The 26,741-nt window shown below is 41.4% G+C and carries 23 protein-coding genes; 14 read left to right on the plus strand and 9 right to left on the minus strand.

Going from position 1 to position 26,741, the window contains the following annotated elements; all coding sequences use genetic code 11:
• Positions 1-8: 8 nt before the first annotated feature.
• Genes rnhA through aroQ form a run of 4 tightly spaced genes read right to left on the minus strand, consistent with a single transcriptional unit; the run spans position 9 to position 2,800 of the window.
• Entirely contained in the window at positions 9-467 is a 459-nt protein-coding gene (gene rnhA, locus BFP97_RS02645) for a ribonuclease HI (protein WP_069840930.1), read from the minus strand.
• Entirely contained in the window at positions 464-1,036 is a 573-nt protein-coding gene (locus tag BFP97_RS02650) for a MarC family protein (RefSeq protein ID WP_069840931.1), read from the minus strand. Before BFP97_RS02650 ends, rnhA begins: the two co-directional genes overlap by 4 nt.
• Positions 1,037-1,071: 35 nt before the next feature.
• Positions 1,072-2,415: a carboxypeptidase-like regulatory domain-containing protein gene (locus BFP97_RS02655; protein ID WP_069840932.1), complete on the minus strand. Its 1,344-nt coding sequence runs from the start codon at positions 2,413-2,415 to the stop codon at positions 1,072-1,074.
• On the minus strand, positions 2,378-2,800 hold the full coding sequence (aroQ, locus tag BFP97_RS02660; RefSeq protein ID WP_069840933.1) for a type II 3-dehydroquinate dehydratase: 423 nt from the start codon (positions 2,798-2,800) through the stop codon (positions 2,378-2,380). The genes BFP97_RS02655 and aroQ overlap by 38 nt, the downstream gene beginning before the upstream one ends.
• 67 nt (positions 2,801-2,867) lie before the next feature.
• Here aroQ and xerD point away from each other — a divergent pair, with 67 nt between their 5' ends.
• From xerD to BFP97_RS02705, 9 genes are all read left to right on the plus strand, one after another.
• Positions 2,868-3,767 (plus strand): site-specific tyrosine recombinase XerD, encoded by a 900-nt coding sequence (gene xerD / locus BFP97_RS02665; RefSeq protein ID WP_069840934.1) that lies wholly within the window; start codon positions 2,868-2,870, stop codon positions 3,765-3,767.
• A 115-nt stretch (positions 3,768-3,882) separates the two neighbouring features.
• Positions 3,883-4,911: a quinone-dependent dihydroorotate dehydrogenase gene (locus BFP97_RS02670; protein ID WP_069840935.1), complete on the plus strand. Its 1,029-nt coding sequence runs from the start codon at positions 3,883-3,885 to the stop codon at positions 4,909-4,911.
• A 91-nt stretch (positions 4,912-5,002) separates the two neighbouring features.
• Positions 5,003-7,525, plus strand: coding sequence for an FtsK/SpoIIIE family DNA translocase (locus tag BFP97_RS02675; RefSeq protein ID WP_069840936.1), 2,523 nt, complete (start codon positions 5,003-5,005; stop codon positions 7,523-7,525).
• A 20-nt stretch (positions 7,526-7,545) separates the two neighbouring features.
• Entirely contained in the window at positions 7,546-8,187 is a 642-nt protein-coding gene (locus BFP97_RS02680) for a LolA family protein (protein ID WP_069840937.1), read from the plus strand.
• Positions 8,184-8,999, plus strand: a complete 816-nt coding sequence (gene pyrF / locus BFP97_RS02685; RefSeq protein WP_069840938.1) for an orotidine-5'-phosphate decarboxylase — start codon at positions 8,184-8,186, stop codon at positions 8,997-8,999. The genes BFP97_RS02680 and pyrF overlap by 4 nt, the downstream gene beginning before the upstream one ends.
• A 24-nt stretch (positions 9,000-9,023) precedes the next feature.
• Complete coding sequence (locus BFP97_RS02690; protein ID WP_170827389.1) at positions 9,024-10,298, plus strand: DUF2851 family protein; 1,275 nt, start codon at positions 9,024-9,026, stop codon at positions 10,296-10,298.
• Between the two features lie 62 nt (positions 10,299-10,360).
• Positions 10,361-10,993, plus strand: a complete 633-nt coding sequence (locus tag BFP97_RS02695; RefSeq protein ID WP_069840939.1) for a NeuD/PglB/VioB family sugar acetyltransferase — start codon at positions 10,361-10,363, stop codon at positions 10,991-10,993.
• Positions 10,994-11,029: 36 nt separating this feature from the next.
• Positions 11,030-11,995: a rhodanese-related sulfurtransferase gene (locus BFP97_RS02700; RefSeq protein WP_069840940.1), complete on the plus strand. Its 966-nt coding sequence runs from the start codon at positions 11,030-11,032 to the stop codon at positions 11,993-11,995.
• Positions 11,995-12,861 (plus strand): nucleoside phosphorylase, encoded by an 867-nt coding sequence (locus tag BFP97_RS02705; protein WP_069840941.1) that lies wholly within the window; start codon positions 11,995-11,997, stop codon positions 12,859-12,861. Before BFP97_RS02700 ends, BFP97_RS02705 begins: the two co-directional genes overlap by 1 nt.
• Positions 12,862-12,873: 12 nt before the next feature.
• On the opposite strand, the gene BFP97_RS02710 is transcribed toward BFP97_RS02705, so the two are convergent.
• Positions 12,874-13,458 (minus strand): hypothetical protein, encoded by a 585-nt coding sequence (locus tag BFP97_RS02710; RefSeq protein ID WP_069840942.1) that lies wholly within the window; start codon positions 13,456-13,458, stop codon positions 12,874-12,876.
• Positions 13,459-13,904: 446 nt separating this feature from the next.
• On the opposite strand from BFP97_RS02710, the gene BFP97_RS02715 reads away from it, so the two are divergent.
• Positions 13,905-15,278 carry a M28 family peptidase gene (locus tag BFP97_RS02715; RefSeq protein WP_069840943.1) on the plus strand — a complete coding sequence of 458 codons (1,374 nt, stop codon included), beginning with the start codon at positions 13,905-13,907 and terminating at the stop codon, positions 15,276-15,278.
• Between the two features lie 59 nt (positions 15,279-15,337).
• Here BFP97_RS02715 and BFP97_RS02720 read toward each other — a convergent pair whose 3' ends face one another.
• The 4 genes from BFP97_RS02720 to BFP97_RS02735 form a co-directional block, all read right to left on the minus strand.
• Positions 15,338-16,321: a glycosyltransferase family 2 protein gene (locus BFP97_RS02720; protein WP_069844169.1), complete on the minus strand. Its 984-nt coding sequence runs from the start codon at positions 16,319-16,321 to the stop codon at positions 15,338-15,340.
• Positions 16,322-16,347: 26 nt separating this feature from the next.
• On the minus strand, positions 16,348-17,349 hold the full coding sequence (locus tag BFP97_RS02725) for an NAD-dependent epimerase/dehydratase family protein (protein WP_255399318.1): 1,002 nt from the start codon (positions 17,347-17,349) through the stop codon (positions 16,348-16,350).
• Between the two features lie 75 nt (positions 17,350-17,424).
• Positions 17,425-19,356 carry a hypothetical protein gene (locus BFP97_RS02730; RefSeq protein WP_069840944.1) on the minus strand — a complete coding sequence of 644 codons (1,932 nt, stop codon included), beginning with the start codon at positions 19,354-19,356 and terminating at the stop codon, positions 17,425-17,427.
• The gene (locus tag BFP97_RS02735; RefSeq protein ID WP_069840945.1) at positions 19,353-19,898 is read right to left on the minus strand and encodes an RNA polymerase sigma factor; all 546 of its coding nucleotides are present in this window, start codon (positions 19,896-19,898) and stop codon (positions 19,353-19,355) included. Before BFP97_RS02735 ends, BFP97_RS02730 begins: the two co-directional genes overlap by 4 nt.
• 116 nt (positions 19,899-20,014) lie before the next feature.
• Here BFP97_RS02735 and BFP97_RS02740 point away from each other — a divergent pair, with 116 nt between their 5' ends.
• The 4 genes from BFP97_RS02740 (at position 20,015) to BFP97_RS02755 (ending at position 26,708) form a co-directional block, all read left to right on the plus strand.
• Entirely contained in the window at positions 20,015-21,115 is a 1,101-nt protein-coding gene (locus BFP97_RS02740) for an adenylate/guanylate cyclase domain-containing protein (RefSeq protein WP_083262395.1), read from the plus strand.
• A gap of 106 nt (positions 21,116-21,221) precedes the next feature.
• Positions 21,222-21,560: a PadR family transcriptional regulator gene (locus BFP97_RS02745; protein WP_069840946.1), complete on the plus strand. Its 339-nt coding sequence runs from the start codon at positions 21,222-21,224 to the stop codon at positions 21,558-21,560.
• Positions 21,557-24,133 (plus strand): ABC transporter permease, encoded by a 2,577-nt coding sequence (locus BFP97_RS02750; RefSeq protein ID WP_069840947.1) that lies wholly within the window; start codon positions 21,557-21,559, stop codon positions 24,131-24,133. The genes BFP97_RS02745 and BFP97_RS02750 overlap by 4 nt, the downstream gene beginning before the upstream one ends.
• The gene (locus BFP97_RS02755) at positions 24,126-26,708 is read left to right on the plus strand and encodes an ABC transporter permease (RefSeq protein WP_069840948.1); all 2,583 of its coding nucleotides are present in this window, start codon (positions 24,126-24,128) and stop codon (positions 26,706-26,708) included. The genes BFP97_RS02750 and BFP97_RS02755 overlap by 8 nt, the downstream gene beginning before the upstream one ends.
• Positions 26,709-26,741 lie beyond the last annotated feature (33 nt).

A 26,741-nucleotide genomic window follows, 5' to 3' on the forward strand; every position in this document is an offset into this window, starting at 1 on the left:
AACAGGAATTAAGAGTAAAGTCCAGACTCAAAGCCTTCGTCCACTAATAGATCACTACTTTCAGCAGCGTCAACAGCAAGCTGGTCACATCTTTCATTTTCAGGAATACCGGCATGGCCTTTTACCCATTGAAAAGTGACGTAGTGTTTCTTGTAAATTTCAGCAAAGCGAAGCCAAAGGTCTTTGTTTTTCTTACCCTTGAAATCCTTTTTCATCCAGTTCCATAGCCATCCCTTTTCTACAGAATCAATCACATATTTGGAGTCTGAATATACCTTCACTTTGGCCTTCTCGACCTTGAGACTCTCTAATCCAATGATGACTGCAAGCAGCTCCATACGGTTGTTTGTGGTTTTTCTATAGCCCTGAGACATCTCTTTGCGATGTTCTTTGTATTTCATCACTGTGCCATAGCCACCTGGGCCAGGGTTGCCTCTTGAGGAACCATCCGTATAGATTACAATCATATATTGGCAATATTATCCTTAAATAACTTGATGGCAATAGAGAGAAGGATAATTCCGAAAACCTTTTGAAGAACACCTAAGCCTGCCGGACCAATTTTTCGCTCCAGCCAATTGGTTGATTTTAGCACGAGATATACAAAGCCAAGGTTGACAATAATACCCACAAGAATGTTCCATTCGCTATACTCAGCTCTGATGGAGATAATTGTGGTAAGCGTTCCTGCTCCTGCGATCAATGGAAATGCTATTGGGACTATTGAAGAGGTGCCTGCGGCTGAAGCATCGTTTTTGAAGAAGTTTCTACCAAGGATCATCTCCAAACCGATGATAAACATGACCAATGAACCTGCAATGGCAAATGAGCCAACATCAATACCAAAAAGGCCTAGCAGATTATCACCTACGAAGAGAAACAGAATCATCAGAACACCAGCAGCCAGAGTGGCTTTGCCGGACTGGATATGTCCGTTTTTCTTCCTTAAATCTATGATAACAGGCGTTGAACCCAATATGTCTATGACAGAAAATAGGATCAGTGTTACAGAGATGATTTCCTTGAAACTCAGCATCACAAAAGTGTTTTTGCAAAGCTAGAGATTGGTGGTCAGAAATTCTTTTTAAGGTCCGTTAATTTTTTCAGAATGTCTCCTGAAGGAACAGGTCTTGTCTTCCTGAATTCATGACCCAACCATTTGCCCGAATAAGCCTTGAAATAACCTTCAAGTCTATCTTTAGACCCAACCAAGTCAATGGCTATTTGCTCATTTGGACTTTTACCAATGAAATCTAGAAACTGGAACTCTTCTGCCTCGTACTGAATGAGTGGGTTGCGTTCAAACAGACCAAGGCTTTTCAACTCTTCCTTATCTATTTCAAAGTCTTTGAGCTTTTGGCTTAGGACTTGCAACTCTAGGTGGTGGCTAAGCCCTTTATGCTTGTAGTCAATATCTGCAGATGATAGGTAAGGAGTGCCGCTAAAATAGCTGAATTTGAGTGTAGCATTGGCCTTGAGTTCTTTATTGAAGGGGTTACTAAAGTAATTGTTAGTATCTGCAACGATTCGAATGACCTCGAGTGAATGAGCGTCTACCTGAATGATTCCGCGATCACCCTTCCACTTGTAACTGATTTGATAAACAAGCCTTGAGTTTTCTTTGAACTCTTTCAGAAACTTGAATTTGTGTTGGATTACAAACTCTTCTGAAAGGATTCCCCATACTTCAATTCTTCTAAACAGGTTTAAAATGGAATAGGCCGAAGGCCGAACATTCCCCCGGTTGTACTCATCATTTAAATTATTATCATAAGCCGCCCAGGCTGTATTTTCGATATGTGCTCTTGTGTTTTCATAGAAGAAGTGATAGTTGCCAATTAGAGGGGTGTTTTTGTTCAACTTAACCATAATGGAATAACCAAGGCTTTGAAAATACATGATAAATTTCCCTTTGTACTGTGCGTATTCTCTGAAATGGGTAGTGGCAATGTGAGAGTTTTTATTCCGTTGTTGATTATACTTTTTGACCACATCCAACATGAAGGTCCGGGTCTCAAATTCGTCTTGTTCAGCGATTACTTCAATATCACCAAGTTCAATTGTGTTAGGAGCTAACCTAACCACTTGTTGATTTAATAGGTCGCTTACAGTTAGCTTGACAGGGGAATACCCAATACTCCTAATCATAACGCTATCATTCAGGTTGGCGTCATTTAAAGTGAGCTGAAAAAGCCCTTTAAGATTAGCCGCTGTGCCAACAGAGCCTCTCAGAAACAATATATGTGCATATGCAACTGCTTCATTTGTTTTGGCATCAAGTACTTGCCCATTTATACTTACTTGTGCAAGACCGAAGGAGTGCAGTAGAATAAACAGTGACAGGGAATAAAAAAAGCGCAGTGATTTTGGCAGAGTCTTATGTTTTGTTTCGTAAGTACCAAAGGGCCATATCATAACCCTTCAAGCCAAAGCCGGTAATCAGGCCTGCACATTCTTTGGTGATAAGGCTTAAGTGTCGGAACTCTTCACGTGCATGAATATTTGAGATGTGCACTTCAACTACTGGAGTCTCGATTGCGGCAATAGCATCGGATATGGCCACTGAAGTATGCGTATAGCCACCGCCATTAAAGACAATGCCATCATGACTAAAGCCCACTTCATGAAGCTTGTTAATTAATTCACCTTCTACATTACTCTGATAGTATTCCAACTCAATGGCTGAAAAGCTACTTTTCAGTGTTTCGAAGTAAGCTTCGAAACTTTGATCACCATAGATGCTCTTTTCTCTGGTTCCGAGTAAGTTGAGGTTTGGGCCGTTGATGATGATTACCTTCATGATGGACAAATCTAATCCATTCTAGATTTCTTTCAGAATCTATACTAAGTTTTGCTTATACTTGGTCATGTCTTGGGATATCTACATTCAGGAATATGAGAATTACCTCAAGCTGGAACGATCGCTGAGTGAAAATTCTGTAGATGCCTATGTTCGCGATATCGTGAAGCTCAAGCAGTTTTTAGACTTAAGAGAAAAAGACCTGAATCCTCTGCAGGTCACCATAGTCGAACTTCAGGATATGGTGGAGTGGATTAACGAAGTGGGGATGAGTGCTTTTTCCCAGGCAAGGATAATCTCAGGTTTAAAGTCCTTTTACAAGTTTTTGGTCTATGAGGGAGAACTAGACAGTGATCCTACGGTTTTGCTGGAAGCACCAAAGCTCGGTCGAAAGCTACCGGATACGCTTAGCGTTGAAGAGATAGACCAAATACTCGAGGCCATTGATCATTCAACACCCGAGGGTACAAGAAACCGGGCTATGCTAGAGACGCTCTATAGTTCAGGCTTGCGTGTGTCCGAACTGATCGGCCTTAAGGTGTCCAATATTCATTTTGATGTGGGGTTCATAAGAGTCTTTGGTAAGGGAAGTAAAGAGCGTCTAGTTCCTATCGGGAAAACTGCTTTGAAGCATATCAATATTTATCGTGATGAGGTGCGTGTTCATCTTGATATAAAACCTGGTCATGAGTCTTTCCTGTTTCTAAATAGACGCGGCCGGCAGCTGACGCGACAAATGGTTTTTACTTTCCTCAAAGACCTTGTGGCCAAAGCCGGAATCCAAAAAACGATTAGTCCTCATACGTTTAGACATTCATTTGCAACGCATTTGATAGAGGGAGGAGCAGACCTAAGAGCGGTGCAAGAAATGTTGGGACATGAGTCGATTACGACTACTGAAATCTATACGCATTTGGACAGAGATTATCTAAGACAAGTGATTCAGGAGTATCATCCTAGAAGCTAGTAATGGTATTGATAAAGGTCCTTCTGAGTGTACAAGAAACAAGCCTGAGTATTTCCTTTAGAAACCATTATAGCTTTCCATATTAAGCTCTATTTTTGTGGAAAGATTCCCCCAATTGTATAAAACTCTAATACGCCCCTTTCTCTTCACCAAAAACGCAGAATCAGCTCACTATTTTGCCTTTAGGTGGCTCAAACGATTATTTAAGATTCCCGGAGTAGCAGCAATTAGTAAAAGTCTGTATGATTTTCGGAATAAAGAACTGGAAGTCGAATGTTTTGGTCTGAAGTTTAGAAACCCGGTTGGCTTAGCCGCTGGCTTTGACAAAGATGCCAAACTCTACAATGAGTTGTCAGCATTGGGTTTTGGGTTTATTGAGATTGGTACCATTACGCCCAAGCCTCAGGCAGGAAATCCTCAGCCAAGGTTGTTTAGGTTACCGGAAGACCAGAGCCTTATTAACCGAATGGGCTTTAATAATGGCGGACTCGATGAGGCCATTGAGAGGTTGAAAGATCGGAAAACAGACGTCTTAATCGGTGGCAACATAGGTAAAAACAAAGTAACGCCTAATGAGGAGGCTGTTAATGACTACTTGATTTGCTTCAATGGACTACATCCTTATGTCGACTACTTTGTGGTTAATGTAAGTTCACCCAATACGCCAAACCTTCGAGCCCTACAGGAGAAAGAACCGCTCAAACATATTTTGAATAGTCTCCAAGAGGCAGGTAAGGCATTCGCTGACAAGAAACCCATCTTACTTAAGATTGCTCCTGATTTGACAGAAGAGCAGTTACTAGACATTATAGAAATTGTGAATGAGACCGGCATCGATGGAGTGATTGCCACGAATACAACTATTTCTCGAGAAGGTTTAAAAACACCTAAGACTACCATCGAGGAAATTGGTGCCGGAGGATTAAGTGGTAAGGCAGTAAAGAACAGATCGACCGAAGTTATCCGATTCCTTCATGAGAAATCGAATGGTTCATTTCCAATTATTGGAGTAGGTGGCATACAGACTGCAGAAGATGCAAAAGAAAAGCTAGAGGCTGGTGCCAGTTTGGTTCAGGTATATACCGGTTTTGTTTATGAAGGGCCAGGAATGATCAAGAGAATCAACAAAGGTCTAGTAAAATAGAAAGAAAGTAAGGCTTAGGTCGTTTGATGAATGATCAGTATAGGTTCATAATATTCGATTAAATTCGTATTATCAGGTTTTAGATTTTTAGATGGCTAAAAACACGTATAAGTCCAACACTTTTAAGTCCAATACCAAGGACAAAGGCCCCAAAAAGAAACGTTCGCTGAAAATCGACATTCCCTTTCTTCGGGATAGAAGATTTCAATTGTCCATCGGTTTTTTCCTTCTACTCACGGCAGTATTCATTTTCCTAGCCTGTGTTAGTTACCTCTTCACTGGAAAAATGGACCAGAGTGTTGTGGAGGCATTCTTCGATCAGAATGAAACGGTAAAATCTTTAGGTCAGGAAGCAGGTAACTGGATGAAACTGTTGGGTGCGCTAGTAGCACATAAACTGATATTCTCATGGTTTGGAATTGCTGCTTTTCTCATCCCTCCATTGCTTTTCATTTTTGGGTACAAAGTCATTTGGGGTAAGGCGTTGGTTAAGCTATCAAGAGCCATTGTTTTCACTTTGTTTTTCCTAATCTGGATAAGCCTGCTAATGGGCTCCATGATCAAAGGAGATGAATCTATTTCGGAATGGAGCTTTTACAGCGGTGGTCTGGGTTATCAGCTTTCGATTTTCTTTGATAACCTTCTCGGCTTTGGTACAGTGCTTTTCCTAGCCTTTACACTTTTAGTATTTGTTATTTTCTTCTTTAATATCACCGAGATTTTATCTCTAAAAAAGACACCTGAAGTTGCTACTACTGACGATGAAGACAATGAGGTATTACCAGTCATTGAAGATACTCCAGTGAGTGAAGCATTGTCCACAGCACCTGAAACTGAGGAGGCTGTAGATGCAGAAGCTGAGTTAAAAGACTGGGTGGTTTCTTTGAAAGAAGAGAAGGAGGCCAAGGAAATAGAAACGATTGAAAAGGTCGAGGAGGTAGTTCCTGAGCCAGTTCAGACACCAATTGAAGAACCTGAGGAGGCAGCTTTAGAATTGGAAGTAGCACTTGTAAACAAGCCACAGCCTAAAGTTCCGGATGCTGAGCCAGCCTTTGAAGTTGAAATCAATGAGAAGGCTGAAAAACTGGTAGAAAAGGCAGGTCACTATGATCCGACTTTGGACTTGGCCAAATTCCAATTCCCGAAAGTGAACCTTCTGAGGGAGTACTCCACAGGAAAGATTTCAGTAACTAAAGAAGAGCTGCAAGCCAATAAGGATAAGATTGTTGAAACGCTGACCAATTTTAAAATTGGTATTGCGAGTATTAAAGCGACTATAGGTCCTACGGTAACGCTTTACGAAATAGTACCAGAGGCCGGAGTCAAAATTTCAAAAATCAAGAACCTTGAAGATGATATTGCCTTGAGTCTGGCTGCCTTGGGTATTAGAATTATTGCACCTATTCCAGGCAAGGGAACGATCGGCATAGAGGTGCCGAATAAGAATAAGGAAATGGTGTCTATGAAGTCTGTGATTTCAACTGACAAATTCATGAACTCTGACATGGCCCTTCCGATCGCCTTGGGTAAGACAATTTCGAATGAGGTATTTGTAACGGACATGGCCAAGATGCCACACTTGCTGATGGCTGGTGCAACAGGGCAGGGTAAGTCAGTTGGGCTGAATGTCATTCTGACTTCATTATTGTATAAGAAACATCCTTCCCAGTTAAAGTTTGTTTTGGTCGATCCGAAAAAGGTGGAGTTGACGCTATTCAATAAAATCGAGCGGCACTATTTAGCCAAGCTACCTGATAACGAAGAGCCCATTATCACGGACACCAAGAAAGTAATCAATACGCTTAACTCTTTGTGTATTGAGATGGATCAGCGCTACGATTTATTGAAGGATGCTGCTTGTAGAAACATTAAAGAATACAATCAGAAGTTCATTGATAGGAAGTTAAACCCTGAGAAGGGACACAAATTCCTTCCTTACATCGTCTTGGTGATAGATGAGTTGGCTGACCTGATGATGACAGCTGGTAAGGAAGTGGAAACACCTATTGCACGTTTAGCCCAATTGGCTCGGGCAATTGGTATTCACTTGGTTGTGGCAACACAAAGACCTTCTGTAAACGTTATCACTGGTATCATTAAAGCGAACTTCCCTGCAAGACTATCGTTCAGAGTAACATCAAAGGTGGACTCCAGAACGATTTTGGATGCTGGCGGGGCGGATCAGCTGATTGGCCAGGGAGATATGCTCCTTTCCATGGGCTCTGATATCACAAGATTGCAGTGCGCATTTGTAGATACGCCAGAAGTAGACGAAATTTGCGACTTTATTGGTTCGCAGAAAGGTTACGAAACTGCTTACATATTGCCTGAGTTCACCGGTGATGAAGGAGATTCAGGTAGTGGAGACATAGATTTGTCAGATAGGGATGCATTGTTTGAGGAGGCTGCAAAACTAATTGTAGCACACCAGCAAGGCAGTACCAGTTTGATTCAACGTAAGTTGAAGCTCGGATATAACCGGGCAGGGCGTTTAATTGATCAATTGGAAGCCGCAGGAATTGTTGGACCATTTGAAGGTAGCAAGGCGAGACAAGTGTTGATATCAGATGAATATAGTTTGGAACAGTTATTGAATACCATCGATGATAATTGATTCCAAGGAATAGAAAGAAGATGAAGAAGTTAATATATGTGTTGGTTTTAGCTGTTATTGCTTTAGCAGCTAATGGGCAAAGTGGAGATGCAAAGGCTGTCTTGGATAAAATGAGCAGTACTTATAAAGCAATGGCAGGCTTTGAGATATCCTTTGTTCAAAAGAATTTCAGCGAAGCCGAAGTAATTGCCAGAACCGCAGGCTCTGCCTCCGTTGCCAAAGAGAAGTTTGTATTAAGAATTGAAGGTCAGCAGATCTATTGCAATGGCCCTGTATTGTGGACCTATTTGGTTGAATCTCAGGAATTGACGATTAGCAATTTTGAGCCAGAAGAAGGAGCCATTAATCCGGCTAATATCTACGATATCTACAAAGAAGGCTTTACTTATGAGTACAAACGCCAAGATAATGTCAATGGCGAACTAGTTGATGTGGTTGAACTCATCAGTACAGATGAAGATGCTGACTTTACCAATATTGTCATGTATATCGGTCAGGAAGACGCTTATTTAAAGGCTTGGGATTTGATCGATTATGATGGTGCCAAAACCAATTTTGAAGTGTCGGCATTTAAGCCCAATCAGGTTTTTGACGCTAAGTACTTCGAGTTTGATGAAGAAGCAAATCCAGTTCAACACAAAGAAGATTTGCGTAACGAATGAATAGAGTTGAGCTCTTTGAGCAAATTCAAAAGAAATCGTCTTATCTCTGTGTAGGCTTAGATACAGACATCCAAAAAATTCCAAAGCATCTCTTAGATCATGAAGATCCCATCTTCGAGTTCAATAAGCAGATCATTGATGCAACGGCTGATTATGCTGTGGCATACAAGCCCAATATAGCATTCTACGAAGCGCATGGAATTGCCGGTTGGAAGAGTTTGCAAAAAACGATAGAGTACATTCCCAACGATATCTTTACTGTTGCTGATGCCAAAAGAGGGGATATCGGCAATACCTCAAAGATGTACGCTCGTGCCTTTTTTGACCAAATGGATTGCGATTCGATTACGGTAGCTCCGTACATGGGAGAGGACTCTGTAAAGCCTTTTCTTGAGTTCGAAAACAAGTGGGTTATTCTATTGGCATTGACCTCCAATTCAGGAGGTAAAGACTTTCAAAACCTAGGTTTGACAAAGGGGGGAGATCTTTACGAAGAAGTACTCCGGAAAAGTCAGGAATGGGGAGATACTGATCAACTCATGTATGTGGTAGGCGCCACTAGAGCGGAAGCCCTACAAAACATAAGAAATATTGTTCCAGATCACTTCTTACTAGTGCCTGGTGTAGGAGCCCAGGGAGGAAGTTTGGAAGAAGTTTCTAAATATGGTATGAATGATCACTGCGGTCTTCTTGTCAACTCTTCAAGGGGCATAATTTATGCCAATAACTCGGAGAGTTTCGCTGAGGTCGCCCGTCAAAAAGCGGAAGAACTGCAGTCACAAATGGCTGGTTTTCTGAAAAAATACCTTTAAATTCTTGGTGCAAACATGCACCAGATGATCCAAGAAGCATTTCTGCACTTTGTGTGGAAAAATCAGTACTTCAACAAGACCAATCTCCGCACACATTCAGGAGAAGCGATCACTATTGAAAAAGTTGGCTTTCATAATCAATTAGCGGGACCCGATTTCAAAGAAGCTGTGATCAGCATTGATGGCATGAAATGGGCGGGGGCTGTCGAGATTCATTTGAACTCTTCCGATTGGGATAAACATCGTCACCGCGGTGACCCTAATTATGATAATGTTATTCTTCATGTAGTTTATGAGCATGACAAAGAGGTTTTAGATAATCATGGCCAGCCGCTGCCAACATTGAGCCTCAAGGGGTTGATAAAACCAAAGATGTTGCAGCGGTATAGCGATATGCTCCAAAACGATGAGCAGATTCCTTGTGCTGAGCAACTTCATTCAGTAAAAGTGATTACAAGACTTTCCATGTTGGAAAGAACCTTAATTAGCAGAGTTGAATATAAGGCAAAAGAGGTGACAGCATTGCTGAAGGCCAATAACTCCGACTGGGAAGAAACGGCTTATCAATGGCTGGCTAAAGGCTTAGGTTTCAAGACAAATGCCGAATCTATGCTGGCCCTCGCTCAGTTAGTGCCTTCAAGAATACTGCATAAGCATAATCAACTCGATCAGTACGAAGCACTGCTGTTTGGAGCTTCAGGCTTGCTCAGTATTGATTTAAAGGATGAATACCTTAAAGCTCTAAGGTCTGAGTTTGACTATCTGTCTAAGAAGTATCAACTCAATAAACTCCTGACTTATAATCAATGGCATTTTTCAGGAGCCAGACCTGCAAACTTCCCAACTGTTAGGATTGGGCAGTTGGCCGCGATGCTCTACCATCATCAGAATATATTCTCATTATTCACCGAGTTTGATGATCCCAAAACGCTGATAAAGGAGCTTCAGGTCACACAATCTGCCTATTGGCAAACCCATGTAGTGATGGATAAGGAGAGTAAGGTTAAAATTGGAGGACTGGCTAAATCAGCAAAAGAAAGCCTATTGATCAATACTACTGTGCCGCTCCTTGTCGCCTTTGCCAAATACAAAGACTCAACCGAACCTTTGGATAAAGCATTGAATCTATTGATGGCTTTGCCCAAAGAAGAGAATAAAGTCACTAGACTCTGGAAAGCCGTAGGTTGGAATGTGTCGTCAGCTTTTGATAGTCAAGGATTAATTGAATTGCATAACAGTTTCTGTAAGCAAAAGCGCTGCATTGAGTGCGGTATAGGTGCTGAACTGGTAAAGGCTTAATTGACTCCAATAGAGCTTATTCTTACGAAATACTTTATCTTTGCACTCCAATTAATTAATGCATGAAAAACCCGGTAATTATATTCGGAGCAAGCGCTTTAGGGCAAGCAGCAAGAGAGATTTTTGAAAGTAACGATATCATTGTTTATGGTTATTTAGATGATGATGAGAAGCTGCATGGGACTGAGTTAGGAGAACTATCAATCTTGGGAAGAACGGATGATGATGGGTTCTTGAAGTTGATTGGTAAGAAGTGTGAAGGCTTCATTGCAGCAGATGACAGAAACCTTCGTAAGGGGATCGTGAAGCTTATGAAAGAGCGTAGAAAGATGATGCCCGTCAATGCTATCCACAGCAACACGGAGATTGCACCATCGGCACATGTAGGTCATGGAGAGTTTATCAATAGCGGGGTGATCATTGGAGCAAATGCAAAGTTGGGAGACCATTGTATGTTGCATAGTAATGTGGTAGTTGACTATAGTGCTAATTTGGGTGACCTTGTGCAAGTGGGTGCCGGGAGTACTATCGGTGCGGAAGTGCAAATAGAAGAAAATGTATTTATTGGCTCTGGTGTCACAATTGTGCCGGGTGTTAAAATAGGCAAGAATGCCAGAATTGGAGCGGGTTCCGTGGTAATCGGTGATGTCGAGAAAGACAAAACCGTATTCGGAAACCCGGCCAAAGAAGTTTAAAAGTAAATTCACCCTACAAGCAATAGGGCAGAAGTTATGGAAAAGAAATATTCAATATTACTCTATTACTGCTATGCCGAAATCAAGGATTTTGAAGCGTACAGAGAGCTGCATCATCTTTTTTGTGTAGAAAACAATCTAAGAGGAAGAATCATTATCTCTCCTGAAGGGCTCAATGGTACTTTGTCTGGACTGGAAGAAGATTGTCAAAAGTATATGGACTACGTACGGTCCGATGCCCGCTTTGCAGACACGGAATTTAAGGTGGAGGCGCACGATCGTATGGCATTTGCCAAGCTTCACGTACGCGTAAAACCAGAGATTGTTCATTCTAGTCTAAGACATATCAACCCCAGAGAAAAGACAGGCACGTACGTTGAGCCAGATCAATTCAAGGAGATTCTGGAGGAGCAACCTGAAGATACTGTGATCTTGGATGTTCGTAGTAATTATGAGCATAATGTGGGCAAGTTCAAAAATGCCTTGACACTTGATATTGATAACTTCAGGGATTTCCCTGAAAAGGTTAAGGAGTTAGATCACTTGAGAGATAAGAAGGTGATTACCTACTGTACTGGTGGCATTAAATGTGAAAAAGCGAGTGCCTATTTGCTTGAGCAGGGTTTTGAGAATGTATATCAACTCCATGGCGGCATTATTAAGTATGGTATTGAGGCCGAGGGGAAAGACTTTGAAGGAAAGTGCTATGTGTTTGACAACCGCATTACCGCAGATGTCAATCATGTAAACCCAAGTATTCTTTCTAAGTGTCATATAACAGGTGAGCCTACCGATCGCATGGTCAACTGTGCTAATCCTGAATGTAATGCACATATTCCTATGAGTGAAGAGGCAGGTTGGCTAATGGATGGCTGCTGCTCTGATGAGTGCAGGCAGCACCCTGCCAAAAGACCTTATGATGGCACTGGGTATTACCAAAAGAATACGAATCACTATAACCCTTTGAAAGGGGTTAAACGCGAACCAGCTACAATCAAGTAATGAGTACAAGAATCCCTGAGTCCGAATTAATTCTTACGCCTCAGGGACGAGTATATCACTTGAATCTAGCGCCAGAGATGGTGGCAGATATGATCATAGTCGTTGGCGATCCGGAGAGAGTGCCAAAAGTGAGTTGCTACTTCGACAAAATTGAGCATCAGGTCAATAGTCGCGAATTGGTAACGCATACGGGTACTATTGGAGGAAAAAGACTGTCGGTAATCAGTTCTGGAATGGGGACTGATAATGTCGAATTACTGATGACAGAGTTAGATGCGCTCGTTAATGTCGATTTGAAAACTAGGGAGGTCAGACGGGATTTAAAGAGTCTTCAAATCATACGCATTGGTACATCAGGATGTCTGCAGCCTGAAATTCCCATTGATGCACATTTGGTATCAAATGCAGCTCTTGGACTGGATACGTTGATGAGTTTCTATAATTGGAGCAGTACTACCCCCATTGAACAATTCACAAGAAAAGTTAAAGAAGAACTAGGGCTTAACTTTCAGCCTTATTTTGCCAATGCCTCTGAAAGCTTGCTGAGCCTTTTTGGCGATGACTTCTATCGAGGAGTTACCATTACGGCTCCTGGTTTCTATGCTCCCCAGGGACGTCAAGTTCGGCTTAAGCCAAGAGTCAATGGCTTGGTAGATAAACTAGCGGCCATGGATACTCCATTTGGTCCTTTTACCAACCTGGAAATGGAAACTGCTGGCTATTATGCCATGGCCAAATTACTAGGTCACGAAATGATCAGCCTTAACGCTTTGATTGCGAATAGAGCACGTCACGAGTTCTCTGAAAATCATGAAGCGGCTGTTGATAGCCTAATCAAAAGAGTGCTGGAGAGAATTATTTTCTAACTAACAGAAGACTTACTTCTTTTTGGGCTTCAGTTTACCCTGAATAAGCAAGTTGAATTCGGTGCAGGTTAGGACTCCATTATTTGAATAAGGGCATTGTCTGTAAATTTTCTCCCCTAAGTCATCTATAGTGATGATGATATCATCTCCCCGACATACAGGGCAGATGATGGGTTTCTCATCATCGCACTTGATCGTGTTTTTGTAGAAAAACTTGCTGTTAACATCTGCAGAAGTCGCTATACCACGGTTTTCTCTGAAGCCTTCCTCAGCTTTTTCAAGATACAGCAGTGTTTCTTTAGAAAACTGACCTTGACTCCCTTTCAGTTCTAGATACTTGTTCAACCAGTCGATACTTTGCGAATACTTCTTCAGGAAGAGAGAGTTTTTTCCAAAATGGAAACAGAAGTCGGCAGGGAGTACCTCTATTCTATCTAAGGCTCTCATAAAATATCCATCAGCCTCTCCATATTTTTCCTGATCCATTAGAACCACAGCAGAGTCTATGTACAGTCTTGGGTCTTCAGGTCGGATTTGGGCCTGTACACTCAACGCTCCGAAAAACAATAAAAGGGAAATGAGAAATGCCTTCTTCATAGGAAATTTTGTGCGGCTAAATTAACAAAGTTTAGACACTAAAAAGCCCCGGTGTCACCGAGGCGATATAACTTAACAGTATTTAACGAGATGTTCGGACTAGTAGGCTAGTCTTACTTTGCTGATGCCTTCTTTTTCGGCAATGCGATTTTCTTACCCGCAATACTGTAAATACCAAGACCTGTGGCAATTACTGCTGCTGCTGTGATTAATAGTGTTTTCTTTTTCATTTTTGAATTATCCTTACCTCTCTTATACGACAATCAATGTGCCAAGTTTGTTACACTCAAAGAAAAATATTCTTTTTTTTACAAAGATTGTAACTCTAATACACCTGAGGCCGCCAAAACCCTTATGACTAAAGAATAAACTCCATCCATCACTTATCCATTTTAGGGGGAAAGTTTCTTTTTTACTTTTAGTCATAAGATTAACCTGAAATACTAATGAAGAAAGTCTTTAAGACAATGGGTTTGCTAGGGCTAATGCTTGCCTTTCAAACAACAAGTGCACAAGAAGCACCTCCACAAATTGACACCAGAATTTCTGATATTATTAATGCTACCTCTGCCGATCGCATAGAAGCCGATATCAGAAAGCTGGCTGGCTTCGGAACAAGGAATACATTTTCTGACACCATTTCCGAAACCAGAGGCATTGGAGCAGCTCGTAGATGGATAAAGTCCGAGTTCGAAAAGATATCACAAGAATGCGGTGGTTGTCTCGAAGTGTTTTATCAAAAAGACTTTGTAGAAAAGACACAGGGAAGCAGAGTGCCGCATAGTGCCTGGATTGTGAACGTTGTTGCAGTCCTTAGAGGAACCGACTACCCTGATTCTTATGTGATGATGTCCGGAGATATCGATTCCAGAGCTTCAAATACGATGAACTATGAAATTGATGCACCTGGTGCTAATGATAATGCTTCAGGTATGGCTGGAACAATTGAAGCCGCCCGAGTAATGTCAAAGTACAAGTTCAAACACAGCGTAGTCTTTGTTGGCCTTTCTGGAGAAGAGCAAGGGCTGTTTGGAGGAAGAGGGCTTGCTAAATACGCTCAGGAGAATAGTTGGAATATGATCGGTATCCTCAATAATGATATGATTGGTAATATCGAAGGAGTTGATGGGGTGATCGATAATCGCACTTTTAGAATCTTTTCTGAACCTACACCAGCAAATGAAACGGATAGACAAAGAAGGGCAAGAAGGTTCGCTGGTGGCGAAGTAGACGGTATATCTCGCCAATTAGCAAGGTATATACATGGACAGGTCAAAACTTATATGCCCGAGATGAATCCAATGATGATCTATCGTCTTGATCGTTTTGGTAGAGGAGGACATCATAGGCCTTTCAATGACCTGGGGTTTGCAGGTGTAAGAATCATGGAAGCCCATGAAAACTATAACCGCCAACATCAGGATATTCGTGAGGAAAATGGTGTCAAATATGGTGATGTCATAGAAGGAGTGAACTTTCCTTATGCGAAGAAACTGACAGCCGTCAATGCCATTTCATTGGCCGGATTAGCTTGGGCACCACCAGCACCGACCGAGGTAAGAATTGGTGGTGCGGTTAGACCATCCACTACTTTGCAATGGGCAAAGTCAGATGATCCAAATATTGCAGGTTACAAGCTCTATTGGAGATTGACGACTTCTCCGACTTGGGACAATTTCAAATATGTCTCGGGAGTAAATGAGTTTACGCTTGAAGGAATTGTTATCGATAATTACTACTTCGGAGTATCCGCGGTTGGAAAAGATGGCAATGAGTCTCCTGTAGTTTTTCCTGCTCAGCAGATCAGGAGAAGGAGATAGGAGAGCCATCGAAGAATTTGAAAAAGGCAGCCTAGCGCTGCTTTTTTCGATAAACTTTTCTATGCAAAAAACCAATAATCCCTTATAGGTTCTTTGCCCCATTGATCTAACTGGTTCCTGATTTCGGTCTTCCCATCCGGAGAAGCAACAACGATCATAATTTGAGGGTTTTCAATGTCATTGATCATCTCATAATTTTCCGTTATGACACCATAGATGTTTACACCGATTTTCCGTTCGCTATCAGAAACCCAGTGAAAAGTATCGTTTCGTTCTAGAAGTAGTCGCGCCATATCCTTACCATTTCGGCCAGTTCCCCAAAGTACCAACGGCCTTGATTGATCGCGATCTAACTCATAGAAATACCTCAATTTCATGTCGAAATAGCGGTTGTCTTTATATTCTTCCCATGTTCGTGAAATTCGGTTCGATCGATCTCTCCAATGATGAAGAACCTTGTCGATTCCAATGACTTCGAGCTTGTGCTTGTAAAACCTGAAGCATAGATCATAATCCTCAGGGTATATTTCCGGATTGAAGCCATCGACCAAGTCGAAGTCGTCTTTATGGATTATCCAGCAGTGGGAGGGGATTACACACTCCTGATAAATCTCTTCATAATGGCGATTGTCTCTGGCCACTTCATTGAGCCATTCTTCATATCTAAGGAAGCCGCCACCTACCTCTCCCTCATCGACAAAGTGCTTCGTGCCTCCCGCTATGATTGTTCCTCTTCCATATTTTAACCATTCTGTTATAAGGGTTTCGAGCTTATCAATAGGCATTTTATCGTCTGAATCCATGCGATTAATCAATTCACCCTTGGCAAATTGATAGCCATATTTCAGTGTAGGGATCAACTTAGGGCGATCGCTGTGAAAAACACGAATGCGGGTATCGTGCCTAGCATATTCCTCAAGTATTTCAGGGGTTGCATCAGAGGAGTGATCGTTAATGGCAATCAACTCCCAGTTCTTGTAAGACTGGGCAATTATTGAGTCAAGGCAATCCTCAAGATATACAGCAGTATCTTTCGCTGCCATGATGATCGATACAAGGGGAGTCTCGTTCACTGTTTCCAACTGTTAGGCAGGTTTTTAGTCAATTCGATTGATTCAAATTTAGTAGTCTCCTGAGCTCCTTGCTGTTCTACCCATTGCCACATTTGACGTAAGCCTTGAGCGAGTGTTGTGGTAGTTTTGGCTTGCGTGAATACCGATTTCAGTTTTGAGTGATCCGCAAAGGCATGAGTTACTTCTTTTCTCTTTGGGTAGTACTTAACCTGATAAGCTCTATGAGTTACATCTTCAAGTGCTTCTATCAATTCATTTATCGTCTTTGTTGAATCAGATCCAATGTTAAACACTTGATTTTTTGCTGAGTCAATATTGACAGAGTTTGCAATTAATGGAACAACATCTGCGATATAACTAAATGCTCTGGATTGTTCTCCGTTTCCGAAAACAGTCAATGGTGAACCTTGTAGGCTTTGATTCATGAAAATGCCCACCACATTCCGATATGGGTCAGCGATATTTTGTCTTTCCCCAAAAACATTATGGGGTCGAAAAATTACATAGTCAAGTCCGAACATCGTATTTGCTGCGCGAAGATCCATTTCAATGGCGTATTTCGCAATACCATAAGGGTCTTCGGGTTCTGGTGTTTGATTTTCAATGTAAGGAGGATTTACGCTTCCATAAACGGCAATGGAAGATGTGAATACGAAACGTTTGACCTTAAATTTCACGGAAGCATTAATAAGGTTCACGCTTCCAATTACGTTGTTTTGATAATTGAATCTTCTGATAAAGTGACTTAAACCTTCTGCCGCATAAGCGGCTAAATGGAAGACATAGGTAAAGTTGTACTCTCGAAATAATTCATCTACAAGTTGGTTGTTTAAGATGCTGCCATGAATGAATATGGCCTCAGAATTGACATTGGTTTCGAAACCTCCACTTAAATCATCAAGAACAACAACTTTATGCCTTTGTTTAACAAGGTTGTCAACGAGATGTGAGCCGATAAATCCGGCTCCACCAGTCACGAGGGATGTAATTTCTTTCACTATTATAACTTACAAAATACAGCTTTAGCTGCATTTTGTAAGTTATATACTTTGGTCGAATTAGTCAGTTCCGGCCTATTTATCTTTCATGGCCTTGTCAAAGCCAAAGACTGGAAAATCTTTGAAGTCTTGCTTGAAAATACTTTCCCTTATGTCTTGCGAGTTCAGTGAGCCTTGAAGACTGCCTTGGAAGTTTCCTTTAATGAAGTCACCTACCACGATGAAATCTAAGCACATAAGGACTTTTCTCATTTCAGCAGACTCAATGCCATATTTCCCCAAGAAGCCTTTGTATTTGAATGTCATCTGCCCTGTCAATTTAATGTCATTCACCAGAATGTCATCTTCATCAAACAATAGCCTCACGTCATCTCTTCGACTCTCGATTAAGTCATCCTTTTGAAGCTCTCGATAGAGCTCCTTTTTAAGCGATCTCAATTGTTCTCCATTCAATTCAATCAAGGTACGCTCAGTCTCTTTTGTATATATTGATATAGCCTCTTTACCTGAGTCATAAAACCTGTTGCCATCTTTCGGTGGTGCATCTCCCTGACTCTTTAAAATACGATCAACTTTCGAGAGGTTGACTTCTGACTTTTTGAATTCACCATTGGTTTTTAAAATGGTATCATCATCCGCATCTTCCATGATTGACTTACCAGTATTTGAGTCCTCGGAGAATAGCCCTTTTTTGCCCTTTGGATCATCTATGAAGTAGATTTCCATGTGCTTGCCCAGCGCTTGTCCATCAAAACCCTTGTCTGTATAGTCTCCGACTTGAATGAAGTCATTGTTAATGACTACTCGTCTTTCAGGGGCGGGCTTAATGTGAAATGACTTGATGACAGTAGCATATCGACTGTACATTTCCCCTTTCAGTTCAGTATTGTTCAATTTCAGGAAGTCAGCCGTAAACCATAGAGTGCTAAAATCTGATATGCCTGATTGGTCGATATTATCTTCTCTCAGCAATTTGAGTAGTTGCCTTTTTAAGATCCTCAATTCAGTACGGGTTAGCTTAGGTTTGGCATCACTAGGAGTGGCTGGCTGAAAAATGTATCCGCCCGTCCTTTTAGGCTCATTTAATCGTCTAATCTCTAAGACGCTTCGGGTTACCTTGCCATCCGAAATCAGGTCATCCTTTGACTGTCTGATTGACACGGGTCTCTTTTTCATATTAACTTCCATTGCCCAACCTAAGGCACTGCCTGAAAAACCCTTGTCAGTAAAGTCACCTGCCATGATGTAGTTTTTGTTTAGGATAAGATGTCGTTCAGGCCCAGGCTTAATCAAATATGAGTCAAGTAGTTCTTGGTACTTGATTTTCTGCTCTTCAGACAGTGTCTTGTAGTTAATCGCTAGATTGTCTTCGGTATAATCGATTATTATAAACCTACTTTTTCCCCAATTGAAATTGTCCTCTTTAATGTAGTCCTGTAAGGATCGCTTCAAAGATTTCAATTGATCTTCATCTAACGAAACCCTAAGATCTGTATCAGGCTCAGAAGTTTCAGGTTCGGACCAGGTAACTGACTTAGGATCACCAGAGGTTTTGCCTCGGTCGATCGATTTGACTTCTTCTACTACCTCATCAGGGCTTTGAAGCTCAGTGATGGGTTCAATAGGGATAATCTCGGTAGAGGTTTCCACCGAAACAACTTCCTGAAGTCCTTCAAACTGGATGGTAGTCAGTTTGATGATTGACTCTTTTGGCTCCTCGTCTAAGTCATCCGAAATTAAGTCAGGAGCAATAGCGGTCTCTGGACTGATTGGCTCCATGTCGAGCTTTTCAGTCGGAGATGAAAAATAGATTAACGCACTGGTGACCAGTGCAATGGCTGTTGTTGTCATGATAATTGAGTTTAAATTGAAATTTTGAAACCAGTTATTGGATGGAGGAGGAAGGGTAGGTATAGTTTGAATAAATCCTAGCACTTCTTTCCTAGACAGTTCAGTCGGAGCCTGCCTTGCGATTTCAATCAAATATGAAGTGTCTTTGGCGCTCATAGTGTGATTGTTTGAAGTGTTTCCATTAAACTATCAACCGAGTTCGATGAGTCGTCTTTCATCAAGGCTGCTAGTTTCTTTCTCCCGCGACTAATCTTAGTCTTAATTGCACCTTCATTACTGCCTTGTATTTCGGCAATCTCTTTCATGCTAAACCCGTTGATCTCAAAGAGTACCAAAGCGTCTTTCTGTTTTGACGGAAGTTTATCGAGCATGCGATAGAGAAGCTGAATGTCAAGTACAGTTTCAGGTTTTACTCCTTGATCCGCTAAGCGATCGGCATGTAATTGAGTCAATTCAGTTTGAGGCTTTTGTTTTCGCCAAATACTGATTGACCTGTTGCGAGCTGCTCGAATCAAGTAATGTAATAACTGATCCTTATTTTCAATTTTCTCAAATTTATGATAGGCCGAAACCAGTACATCTTGGACAAGGTCCTGCACGTCCATTTTGCCATAAGCAAGGGAAGAGCAGTACCTCAAAAAACGGTCATGACAAGCGTCATAGGCTTTCATGAATTCGTCTTGTTTGGTATTGGCCATAATCGAAAATAAGGATTCTTAGGAGGATAGTCGCCTGACCGGGGAATAGGTTACATTCTGGTAAAATATTTTTCTAATTGTGTCTTTGCCATGCGCAATTGGTTTAATTTCATCGTATGATGCGATTGTCTCCCAAGCATAGAGTCTTCCTACTTTCTTGGCTGACCTACGTGATAGTCTTTACTGTAGGGGGAGTTATTTACTTCAATGTTGAGAGAGGCTTGTTGGGGGAGGCAGTGCTTTACCCATCCACAGGAAACCCTTATGATGCGTACGCTTCTGGATTTTCGATCATCTTGGGTAGTATCTTTTTGGGTATGACCCTGGGTTTTTCAGAACTCACTTTTTTCAGGTATCGACTCAATAACCAACCCTTTTTATTAAAGATCTCTATTAAAGTGGTTGTCTATGCCATTATGTTGATGATCTTTCTTGTGAGCTTGTCATTTCCAATTAATGCACAAGCACTGGGCCTTGGATTAACAGATCCAGAAGTAATCCGGACAGTCTCCGACTTTGTATCGGATTATGCCTTTTGGAGCGCCCTGATTCACTGTGCTGCCTTTATCACCCTAGCGCTTTTTATTAAAGAGATGATAGACAATATCGGGGTAAGCCAAGTGGTGAATTTCTTTACTGGAAAATATCATGACTCAAAGGTGGAGCATCGGGTATTTATGTTTTTGGACATGAAGGGTTCAACGACTATTGCAGAGCAAATGGGGCATCAGCAGTACTATCGTTTTCTGAATAGATATTACCGAGATATGACGAAGGCTATTGTGGCATCTGAAGGGGAGATATATCAGTACATAGGTGATGAAATCGTGTTGTCATGGCGTGACGAAGATGGCTTGGAGAACAACAACTGCGTTGAATGCTTTTACAGGATCAAGGAGGCAATTCAAAAGAAAGCTGAAGTTTATAAATCGACTTTTGGTCAAGTACCTGAGTTTAAGGCAGGGATCCACATTGGTCAAGTAACCAGAGGGGAAGTGGGTGTGTTGAAGAAAGAGTTATTGTTTACGGGAGATGCGCTTAACGTGACGGCCAGAATACAATCCTTGTGCAACGAATTGAATGCCGAACTTCTAATTTCAAGGGATCTGCTTGAAGAAATCAGTCTTAATGGCTCAATAGAGTCGGTTTCGAAAGGTTCCTTTGCACTGAGAGGCAGGGATAAACCAATCGAACTTTTCTCAGTTCTTAGATCTTAATTCTCAATCGAACCAATCTTTTATCTGCTAAAATTTCGGACTTATTTGTTTTACAAATATAGATGTTATAGATTTGATCTATGTTTGTAAATATAATTGTTTCGATATGAAGGGGACTAACATTGGCGAGCTAGAAGAACTGGTATTACTAGTGGTAGGAGTGCTGTATGAAGGAGCGTATGGTGTTTCGGTACTCAAAGAAATCAAGGAGCAGACAGGTCGTGAGGTTAATATCAGTGCCGTGCATGCAGTGATGAATCGATTGGAGGAAAAAGGTTTTCTACGCTCTGAAATGGGCGGATCCTCGAGTACAAGAGGAGGGAGAAGGAAAAGAAATTATTATCTGACTTCCAGTGGCCGAGCGACTTTAGATCAGGTCAGAACAGTCAGAGAGAAATTATACAACCAATTATCACCTTCAGGTTCTTATAGTTTCTCACAATGAGTAAAGACGAATTAAAACCTCCTAAGTGGGCCGATCGCTTTTTAAGCTGGTATTGTAACCCAAAGCTGTTAGAGCAAATCCAAGGAGATGTATATGAGCTGTTTTATTGGCGCTTAGAAGAAAAAGGGATCAAGCAGGCAAAGAGGTCGTTTGCCTGGGATGTCATACGCCTGTTTAGGTGGTCGAATATTAAGAGGAAATCAAACAAAACTCAAAAATTAAACAACACTGCCATGTTCAAAAACTATTTCAAAATCGGTCTTAGGAATCTTTGGAAGCAGAGAATGCCCTCCTTGATTAATGGCTTTGGCCTAGCCCTGGCTGTCGCTTGCTGCTTGGTCGCTTACCAATTTTCTATTAAAGACTTCATTGTTGACAAGTTTCATGAAAAGAAGGATCAGATTCATCTGGTTACTCCGGTTCATCTGATTGAAGGCACTCTGAGATACTACGCACGCACTACATCAGATATCGGTGGTTTGATACCCGGAAATGTAGCTGGAATTGAGTCCATAGTAAGATATTATCCAGGTGTTGGAGATGTTTCTGTTAATGACAAGGAATTTTGGCAGTCAATATCTTTTGTTGACCCTGAGTTCTTCCGTGAATTCACCTTTCCAATAAAGTATGGAGAAGAAAAGCCACTGACAAATATTGGAGAGGTCGTCCTTAGTGAATCAGTAGCTGAGAAACTTTTTGGTAGTGAGTATCCTATTGGGAAAACAGTCACTCTGAATGTGAGGGCCGGGGTAAAGCAGGATTTTATTGTTTCAGCTGTGATATATGATCGTCAGCATGAAACAAATATGCAAGTAGACGTATTGATCAACTATTCAAGTATGCCAGCATTAAAGGAGGTCATTGGTCGTGGCACCTTTACATTTCTTACCATTCCAAATAAGGAGTCCATTGCAACGGTAGCCAACAGTCTCAATGAGATGCTCAATTTACTCCCTGAGGATATAGCCTCCCAGTACCGCTCTATAGAGATGGTGCCATTTACTATGATGATGGATTTAGGTGTTCAATTGGCAGGCACTTTCGCTTGGGGAATAAATTATGAAGGAATCCTGATTATCGGTGTAATTGCACTCTTCATGTTGACGCTTGCCACCTTTAACTATATCAATATTTCAACGGTAATGGCCATGGGCAGAGTTAAGGAAATTGGTGTCAGGAAAGTGGTTGGAAGCAATAGGTTTCATATTATCCTACAGTTTTTGACAGAGAACTTTATACTCTGTTTCTTGTCCATATTGTTAGGGCTAGCATTGGCTAAGGGCTTCTTTTTGCCATGGTTTAATGTTGTAGCTGATGAGGCGTTTTTCTTTGATTTTGGTAATCCAAGGATACTCCTTTTCATTTTGGGTCTATTGACTTTTATTACTCTGGCGTCCGGGGTGTACCCTGCGTATATAGCAGCAAAGATGAGGCCCACCGCTATCTTCCGAGATGCGACCAGTAAGAAAAGCAAAAGACGTCTTACCGGAGTATTACTCTCGATTCAATTAGCACTCGCGCTAATCACCCTTGTGAATGCTTTGATGTTTATTTATACGGAACAACATAATAAACGTAGGGATTGGGGCTTTGAAAGGTCTAATAGACTAGCCATGGCTAATGTACAAGGGGGTGATTTTAAAGTGCTACGAAATAAGATTGAAGGTCTATCTGGTGTTGAATCAATCTCGGGTAATCGTGGTGGGATAACTGGTTTAGGAAGGTTTTTAAATATAGAGATAAACGATCGGTCTATTCAGACAAGGGTCGCCTATGCAGAAGCTGACTATGCGCAGTTGATGGGCTTAAGACTATTGAAAGGCCGTTTTCTTGATGAGGAGAGCGTTACCGATAAAGCTAACTCAATTGTAGTAAATGAAGCTTTTCTAAGGCGTTCGGGCCTCGACAGCCTGAATTCTAGGGTCATACTCGATAGCGCAGAATTTTCCATAGTGGGCATCGTGAAAGACTATTTTTACAATGGGTTTTCAAGTCCAATATTGCCAACAATTATAAAGGTAGGTGAAGATGTTGATTACAATCATCTTACTATTAAAGTGTCTGACGGAAAAGTTGGTGATGTAGAGAACGCTATTAAAGAAATTTTGATGGATACCCAAACAACAGATGCTCTATTAATACCAATGGAAGATATTCTTGATGTCTACTTTGTTGATAGTACAAGAACCCAAAACCTTATGATATTTTGTGCTTCGATTGCCATTTTTCTCGCGGCTATGGGCATTTTCGGACTGGTATCTTTGAATATTAAGCATAACATTAAGCGATTTGGTATTAAGAAGGTATTGGGAGCAGAACAAAAGCACTTGTATAAAGATGTATACAGGCCATTTGGTGTCATTAGCCTGATCGCTTTCATTATTGGTGGCAGCGCTTCAGTAATCCTGATCTCCCCAATCCTTGATATGGCTCATACTTACTATCCAGATTTTAATCTAGCGATCATCCTTACTGGTATTCTTGTATTGGTATTGGTCATGATATCTACCGTAAATACTCAAGTAAGAAAGCTTATTAGAATAAACCCTGTGGATACGCTAAGAAATGAGTGATCGAATAGAAAAACCTCCTCGGTGGGCCGATCGCTTTTTAGGCTGGTACTGTAACCCAAAGCTATTAGAGCAGATCCAAGGAGATGTACATGAGCTGTTTTATTGGCGCTTAGAAGAAAAAGGAATCAAGCAGGCAAAGAGGTCGTTTGCCTGGGATGTCATACGCCTGTTTAGGTGGTCGAATATTAAGAGGAAATCAAACAAAACTCAAAATTCAAACAACATAGGTATGTTCAAAAACTATTTCAAAATCGGTCTTAGGAATCTTTGGAAACAGAGGATGCCTTCAACTATCAATATGATTGGGCTCTCATTAGCTGTAGGCTGCTGTCTGGTCGCATTTAAGTACATCGAATTTCAATTGGTTAGAGATTCTTTTCATGAAAACGGTGATCGCATTTACCTCGGTACACATCAAGCCTTTGAGGAAAATGATGTGCATGAATACGGATACTTCTCATGGGCTATCGGTGATCTCATTAGAGAGAATTATGCTGGTGTCAAAAACGTGGTACAATACAACACTAGGGGTGTGGAAGTCAACCTAACTAATAGGAGTTTTGGAGAGTATGCCGCATTCACTACCAAAGAATACTTTGATGTTTTCTCATTTGATGTTTTATATGGTGAAAAAGAGGTTTTGGCAGGTAAAGATAAGATTGGCTTGGCCGAACAAACCGCAAAAAGATATTTTAACGATGAGTACCCAATAGGGAAGACCGTGGCGATAACTATTGGTAGTGAAAGTTATGAATTTGAAGTAGGAGTGGTCTTTGAAGAAGCTCCTAATAACTCAAGTCTAAGGCCTGAAGTCATTATTCACCCAGATTTCTATACAGTAGATGCTGACCCGAAAGAAACAACTGCGAATTTTTTCTTAGAGCTGGAAGAAGGTGTCGCAGTTCAAGAAGTTCTAGGTCAATTACAGTCTTTGGTCGAAGTTCAGAACGGTTTTAACCTGGATAGAAAGTATGAGGCAATAGGTTTAGAGCCTTTAACAACAATGGCAAAAAATGCCGATCGTATCCGATATGGTATTGGTTCGGTGCCCCCAATGGCACCGATGATCTTACTGGCATGTATTGCCTCCTTTATGTTGATTTTGGCCACTTTCAATTACATCAATATCGCCACTGCTATGGCTACTAGAAGGATCAAAGAGATCGGTATTCGAAAAGTTATTGGTAGTAAAAGAGGGCAACTGGTAGTTCAATTTTTAACTGAAAACTTCATCCTTTGTGCCTTGGCAATATCGGTTGGTTGTCTCTTAGCGGCTGGCTTTTTTATTCCAAAGTTCAATGTTATCTCAGGGAGTACACTAGAGCTGGATATTCTTAACCATGCTAATCTTCAAATCTTCCTTCTTGGCCTCTTGTTCTTTTTGACTTTTGCCTCGGGTGCCTACCCTGCGTTCTTCGTTTCAAGATTCAAGCCCGTTAGAATTTTCAGGGGTGCTGAAAAAGTGGGTGGAAAGAGGAGGTTTACCATGGCGCTATTGACCTTTCAATTTGTGCTGGCCATGATTACCATTGTTGCCGGAGTTTCTTCAGTCCAGAATAATAACCTCTACGAGAGCAAGGCTTGGGGTTATAACCAAAATGACAAGCTGGTTGTCAACTTGTCAAAAGAGAATTTTCAGGCCTTTAGATCTGAGGCAATGAAAAACCCTAATGTCTTGGATGTAGCAGCCAGTTTTAATAGTCTGAATAATCACTGGGACTTTCGGAAAATGAAAGTTGGCGAGCTTGAATATGAAGGGCAGTATTTAAGAAGTGACGCATACTATCCCGAGTTTATGGAAATACCACTGGTCGAAGGCCGCTACTTCGATAAGAAGCTACCGAGCGACTTGACTTCTGCAGTACTTGTGAATGAAGCCTTCGTTAAGGCTTTTCAGTTGGAAGATTTTGTCGGCACAACGGTGACAATTGATAGTGCCAATTTTCAAGTAGTGGGAGTCCTGAAGGATTATTTCTACAGTTCTTTCCAAGATGGCATCGAGCCGGCAGTTTTCAAAGCTGAGGCCGACTCTCTTTTAACCACTCTGACCTTTCAGGCTAGAAGTGGCACAATGATAGCATTGAGAGATGAGCTTGAGGAAACCTGGTCGAAGGTGGATAGTGAGACTGCATTTTCTGCTCATTTTCAGTCTGATGTGCGCGAAAGAGAGTTTGAAGATATGAGAGGACTGAGAAATGTATTGGTCTTTACCGCTTCCCTGGCGGTATTGCTTTCAGCCATGGGACTATTTGGTTTAGTATCACTTAGTATTTCTGCCAGGTTTAAGGATTTCGGGATTAAGAAAGTATTAGGCGCTTCTGCCTTGAGTTTATTGAGAGATGTTTACAAACGGTTCTCGTTCATCGTATTGTTTGCGGTCGTTGCCGGGAGTTTGCTGGCAGTCAAAGTCGTCAGTTTATTGCTTGTAAGTGTTTACGGTGAACACTTACCGGTGGATATTATTCCATTAGGACTGGCCAGCTTATTATTGCTCATTGTGGCTGCTTTGACAATAAACATTCAAATGCGAAGAGTCAGGCTGATGAACCCGGCAGAAACCTTAAGAACAGAATAGGAAATTAGAGGTGTGGCTCAGCCACACCTCTCA

The organism is Roseivirga sp. 4D4 (genome assembly GCF_001747095.1).
GTDB lineage: Bacteria > Bacteroidota > Bacteroidia > Cytophagales > Cyclobacteriaceae > Roseivirga.

Bases quoted from the DNA above. Each gene is read 5' to 3' on its own strand.
- xerD (WP_069840934.1), top strand. From the start codon at position 2,868: ATGTCTTGGGATATCTACATTCAGGAATATGAGAATTACCTCAAGCTG.
- BFP97_RS02650 (WP_069840931.1), bottom strand. From the start codon at position 1,036: ATGCTGAGTTTCAAGGAAATCATCTCTGTAACACTGATCCTATTTTCT.
- BFP97_RS02755 (WP_069840948.1), top strand. From the start codon at position 24,126: ATGAGTGATCGAATAGAAAAACCTCCTCGGTGGGCCGATCGCTTTTTA.
- BFP97_RS02710 (WP_069840942.1), bottom strand. From the start codon at position 13,458: ATGAAGAAGGCATTTCTCATTTCCCTTTTATTGTTTTTCGGAGCGTTG.
- BFP97_RS02680 (WP_069840937.1), top strand. From the start codon at position 7,546: ATGAAGAAGTTAATATATGTGTTGGTTTTAGCTGTTATTGCTTTAGCA.
- aroQ (WP_069840933.1), bottom strand. From the start codon at position 2,800: ATGAAGGTAATCATCATCAACGGCCCAAACCTCAACTTACTCGGAACC.
- BFP97_RS02700 (WP_069840940.1), top strand. From the start codon at position 11,030: ATGGAAAAGAAATATTCAATATTACTCTATTACTGCTATGCCGAAATC.
- BFP97_RS02690 (WP_170827389.1), top strand. From the start codon at position 9,024: ATGATCCAAGAAGCATTTCTGCACTTTGTGTGGAAAAATCAGTACTTC.
- BFP97_RS02705 (WP_069840941.1), top strand. From the start codon at position 11,995: ATGAGTACAAGAATCCCTGAGTCCGAATTAATTCTTACGCCTCAGGGA.
- BFP97_RS02745 (WP_069840946.1), top strand. From the start codon at position 21,222: ATGAAGGGGACTAACATTGGCGAGCTAGAAGAACTGGTATTACTAGTG.
- pyrF (WP_069840938.1), top strand. From the start codon at position 8,184: ATGAATAGAGTTGAGCTCTTTGAGCAAATTCAAAAGAAATCGTCTTAT.
- BFP97_RS02675 (WP_069840936.1), top strand. From the start codon at position 5,003: ATGGCTAAAAACACGTATAAGTCCAACACTTTTAAGTCCAATACCAAG.
- BFP97_RS02715 (WP_069840943.1), top strand. From the start codon at position 13,905: ATGAAGAAAGTCTTTAAGACAATGGGTTTGCTAGGGCTAATGCTTGCC.
- rnhA (WP_069840930.1), bottom strand. From the start codon at position 467: ATGATTGTAATCTATACGGATGGTTCCTCAAGAGGCAACCCTGGCCCA.
- BFP97_RS02730 (WP_069840944.1), bottom strand. From the start codon at position 19,356: ATGAGCGCCAAAGACACTTCATATTTGATTGAAATCGCAAGGCAGGCT.
- BFP97_RS02740 (WP_083262395.1), top strand. From the start codon at position 20,015: ATGATGCGATTGTCTCCCAAGCATAGAGTCTTCCTACTTTCTTGGCTG.
- BFP97_RS02720 (WP_069844169.1), bottom strand. From the start codon at position 16,321: ATGGCAGCGAAAGATACTGCTGTATATCTTGAGGATTGCCTTGACTCA.
- BFP97_RS02655 (WP_069840932.1), bottom strand. From the start codon at position 2,415: ATGATATGGCCCTTTGGTACTTACGAAACAAAACATAAGACTCTGCCA.
- BFP97_RS02750 (WP_069840947.1), top strand. From the start codon at position 21,557: ATGAGTAAAGACGAATTAAAACCTCCTAAGTGGGCCGATCGCTTTTTA.
- BFP97_RS02735 (WP_069840945.1), bottom strand. From the start codon at position 19,898: ATGGCCAATACCAAACAAGACGAATTCATGAAAGCCTATGACGCTTGT.
- BFP97_RS02695 (WP_069840939.1), top strand. From the start codon at position 10,361: ATGAAAAACCCGGTAATTATATTCGGAGCAAGCGCTTTAGGGCAAGCA.